We start from the raw sequence: 4,603 nt of genomic DNA on the forward strand, positions 1-4,603 counted from the left end.
CTTCACTCAAAATTATCTGGTCACAAGATCTCTTAATAGAGACCCTTCCTTACCCTATCCAGTTTTCAAAGAGCGGAACTTTTTGAAGCTTTTTAGTGCAAAGTATATATTAGCACAGGGCCTAGGTGATGTCAAGGTAATACGAGCTTATTTTGCAGTAAAATTAATGAAGGATTTATAGTAATCGATATGTAATAGATTAATAAATGGAGGTTCTTTAAAAATGGATGAAAGAATCGCCGGTGACTGTTTTGTTTTTGAAAAACCTTCGATAGATTCAATAAATTTCTTCCTGCCGACAACCCTGGGGAAAATACATATCAGAGGACCTGCCGATAGTCGACAGATAAGAGATTATAAGTTTGCCCTGGGATTAAACAGCTTCCGTCCGGCCAGTAAGCAGCATATTGCCCTGACTGAACTGGCCCAGCAGCCGGATGGCTTAATTTTTACCGCATCGCTAGCAAACACTGTCATTTCATATATATCTTTCCAGAAACCGGATTTCCCATGGTGGAAAGAGCGATGTTTTTCCCGATTGATCGAACTGGGGGGGTTGGAAACAGATCCACAGTGGCGGAAGATGGGTATTACAAGGGAGCTGCTCAATTCTTTATTTAAAAATCCTGACTTTACATACTTTGAGGACTTTATCACCATTGCCGTTCATTCAGTTTACGGTTGGGATTTGGATAATACAGGTCTTTCAGCCTGGGCCTACCGCCAATTTATGATTGATTTCTTCAAACCATATAATTTCACCCTCTGGGAAACAGTAGACCCGGAGATAAGAGAACACCCCTGTAATATTTTGCTGGCCAGGGTAGGGGCCAATACCGATCAAAACTGCATCAACCTCTTTGAAGGCTGCTGCCTGGGCACAGCTGAAATTAAAAGGAATAATATTGACTGAATTTTGAAGGAATTCGACTCCTTAGCGTTGAATAGGATACAACTAATTCTCTGAAGGGGGTATATAAATGTCAAAATCTGATCATGGAGAAATTTTCAGCGAAGAACACGTAAAACCATTTCTGCCGTCCGGCAGTTTTGTTGAAAAAACCCTGGCCAAGGATGACAGCTTATATAAGGCTGCTGAAAAAGATCGTCTCGATTATTGGGCTAAGATGGCCGAAAATCTGGAGTGGTTTGAAAAATGGAAGAGCACTTTGGACGACAGTAATCCTCCTTATTATAAATGGTTTGTTAACGGCAAATTAAATGTTTCCTTTAACTGCCTTGATCGCCATGTCAATAATGGCCTGGGAGACAAAACTGCTCTGCTTTTTGAAGGTGAACAGGGTGATTCTTTGAGCCTGACTTACCGGCAGCTGCTCCTTGAAGTTAACAAATTCAGTTCTGTATTGCACAACCTGGGAATCAGAAAAGGTGATGCCGTGACCATCTGGATGCCCATGATTCCGGAAGCGGTTATCGCCATGCTTGCATGTACCCGCATCGGAGCAATTCACAGCGTGGTTTTTGGTGGCTTCAGTCCGGAAGCGCTGAAAGATCGGATCCTTGATTCTGAATCAAAGGTCCTGGTTACCGCTGATGGGGCATACCGACGTGGTAAGGTTATCACGATGAGAGACGCGGCCGAGGAAATACTGAGTGAATGCCCTTCCATCGAAAAGGTTGTAATCGTGGAAAGAACAGGTACCCCTTACAAGGTTAAAGATGGTCGCGACCTTGACTGGGCTGATTTGATGAAAGATGCAAAAGCCGATTGTGAATCGGTTATAATGGACGCTGAAGACCCTCTTTTCATTCTTTACAGCAGCGGAACTACGGGAAAACCAAAAGGGATTCTCCATACCACCGGAGGATACCTGGTTGGAGTAAACTCTACGTTTCGTTACGTTTTCGACTACCAGGAAGATGATATTTACTGGTGTACGGCCGATATCGGCTGGGTTACCGGCCACAGCTATATCGTATATGGACCACTCTCTAACGGAGCAACTACCTTTATCTATGAAGGAACTCCCGATTATCCGGCACGGGACCGTTTCTGGGAGCTGGTTGAAAAGTATAAAGTCAATGTATTTTACACAGCGCCAACGGCAATCCGATCATTCATGCGCTGGGGTAACCAGTACCCGGATAATCGAGATCTTTCGAGTCTGCGACTTCTTGGATCCGTTGGAGAACCGATTAACCCTGAAGCGTGGCTTTGGTATCACGAGCATATCGGCAAAGGCAAGTGCCCGATTGTTGATACCTGGTGGCAGACCGAAACCGGGATGATCATGATCACACCCCTACCGGGTGTGACACCACTGAAGCCCGGTTCGGCAACCAAACCGTTCCCGGGAATAGAAGCCGATGTGGTCGATGATCGGGGGAAACCGACCGGTCCGGGCCAGCGTGGATTCCTGGTGATTAAATCTCCCTGGCCAGCCATGTTAAGAACTCTCTATAGGGATAATGAAAGATATGAGTATACATACTGGAAACAGTATCCTGGACTTTATTTTACCGGTGACGGAGCCTGGAAGGATAAGGACGGTTATTTCTGGATCATGGGCCGCGTTGATGACGTTCTGAATGTTTCCGGTCACAGGATTGGTACCATGGAAGTTGAAAGTGCCCTGGTCGATCATCATGCGGTCGCCGAAGCTGCTGTAATTGGGAAAGTACATGAGATCAAGGGGCACGCCATCACTGCATTTGTAACCCTGAAAGAAGGCATCGACGGCAGTGAAGAACTGGTAGAGGAACTAAAAAAACATGTTGGTAAAAAAATCGGAGCGATTGCACGTCCTGAAGAAATATTCTTCACTTACGAATTACCGAAAACTCGCAGCGGTAAAATCATGCGTCGTCTCCTGAGGGATATTGCCGAAAAAAGAGAGCTGGGTGACGTTACAACCCTGATGGATCCACAGGTCGTCGCAGCAATCAAGGATGGATACAGCGAAAAATAATCTATAAAGGCTGTCCCTGTTAAGAAAAGGGACAGCCTTTATTAAATTTTTACTTACACCTTTATGTATGATCTTCAACGGTAAATCAGCAAACGATAATCTTCAGGAATTTACGCTTCCCAACCTGCAGAACCACTTCTTCTTTGCTGGTTAACTCGAGATCCGTTGAACCTACAGTTTCACCGTTAATTCTGACCCCACCCTGTTGAATCAGGCGACGAGCTTCACTTTTACTTGATACCAATCCTGACCTGACCATGATGTCGACAACCGGCGAAGGCGCCTTGCAGTCAAATGAACCCATTTCGCTGGGTATTTCACCTTTCTGGAATACTTTTTTGAAGCGCAGCTCCGCATCTCGAGCCGCTTTTTCACCATGGTAAAGCGTTACAATTTCACGAGCCAGACGCATTTTTGCATCCCGGGGATGCAGGATCTGTTTTTTCATATTGCTAAGGATATCTTTAATTTCATGGGAACTCAGCGAAGTTGCCAGATGAAAATATTCTGGCATTAATGCATCAGAAATTGACATGGTTTTCCCGTATATTTCATCGGGGTGCTCTGTTATCCCAATGTAATTGCCCAGACTCTTACTCATCTTCTGAACGCCATCTGTCCCGACCAATATGGGCATAGTGAAGGCTACCTGAGGTTCCTGGCCGTAATCCCGCTGCAGCTGCCGTCCCATCAAGAGGTTAAATTTTTGTTCGGTGGCTCCGAATTCAATATCAGCCCTGATTGCAATCGAATCATAACCCTGCATCAATGGATAGAAAAATTCATGTATGCTGATCGGAATATTCTCCTGGTAACGTTTAGTAAAGTCTTCCCGTTCCATCATTCTGGCCACAGTTAGAGATGAAGCAAGCCTGATTACATCCGCAAAGGTTAATTTAGCCAGCCACTGGCTGTTGAATACAAGTTCGGTTTTATCCTTATCCAATATATGAAAGATCTGTTCCTGGTATGTCCGGGCGTTAGCCATAACTTCGGCTTCAGTCAGCTGTTTGCGGGTTTCCGACCTTCCAGTGGGATCACCGACCATTCCGGTAAAATCCCCCAGGATAATAATTATGTGATGGCCAAGTTCCTGAAATTGCCTTAATTTATGAAGAACTACAGCATGGCCCAGGTGTAAATCGGGAGCAGAAGGATCAATACCCAGTTTGCAGCGAAGCGGCTTTTTTTCAGTTACACTTCTTTCCAGTTTTTTCTTAAATTCTTCTTCTGTAATAATTTCAGCAGTGTTTTCAGCAAGTATTTCATACTGTTCCGCTGCACTTAATAAACCCATAACCTATACCTCCATTACTCTGCGCTTATCTATTGCACATCCCTGTTATTCTATCATAAGAAATGACCCGAAGGACATTATTTTAAGATTCTCTTCAGTCAGCTGCTTTCTCCACCTCAATTCCGGCAGCAGCCGAGGTAAGATAGTAACCGGGTTCCGTCCAACCGAACTCGGCAAATTTGCGGCTGACCTGTTCGGTAACATCTTCGATTTGGCTTTTTGCCAGTAAAACTACAGCGCATCCGCCAAATCCGGCGCCGGTCATCCGTGTGCCGACCACACCCTTGACAGAAAGAGCCGTTTCGGTAATAAGATCCAGTTCGGGAGAACTGACTTCATAAAGATCTCGCAGCCCGGCATGGGAACGATTCATCAT

General features: G+C 45.0%; 5 protein-coding genes. 3 read left to right on the forward strand and 2 right to left on the reverse strand.

The window, feature by feature from the left end:
- The 3 genes from SCJ97_07270 to acs all read left to right on the forward strand — a co-directional run.
- Positions 1 to 181 (forward strand): hypothetical protein (locus SCJ97_07270; protein ID MDW7739840.1); only part of this gene is annotated, 181 nt, incomplete at its 5' end.
- 42 nt (positions 182 to 223) lie between these two features.
- Entirely contained in the window at positions 224 to 913 is a 690-nt protein-coding gene (locus tag SCJ97_07275; GenBank protein ID MDW7739841.1) for a hypothetical protein, read from the forward strand.
- A 67-nt stretch (positions 914 to 980) separates the two neighbouring features.
- Positions 981 to 2,930 (forward strand): acetate--CoA ligase, encoded by a 1,950-nt coding sequence (gene acs, locus SCJ97_07280; protein MDW7739842.1) that lies wholly within the window; start codon positions 981 to 983, stop codon positions 2,928 to 2,930.
- Between the two features lie 85 nt (positions 2,931 to 3,015).
- On the opposite strand, the gene tyrS is transcribed toward acs, so the two are convergent.
- Positions 3,016 to 4,227 carry a tyrosine--tRNA ligase gene (tyrS, locus tag SCJ97_07285; protein MDW7739843.1) on the reverse strand — a complete coding sequence of 404 codons (1,212 nt, stop codon included), beginning with the start codon at positions 4,225 to 4,227 and terminating at the stop codon, positions 3,016 to 3,018.
- A gap of 94 nt (positions 4,228 to 4,321) precedes the next feature.
- On the reverse strand, positions 4,322 to 4,603 hold a 282-nt coding region (locus SCJ97_07290), incomplete at its 5' end, for a galactokinase (protein ID MDW7739844.1).

This window comes from Bacillota bacterium (genome assembly GCA_033549065.1).
GTDB lineage: Bacteria > Bacillota > Dethiobacteria > DTU022 > DTU022 > JAWSUE01.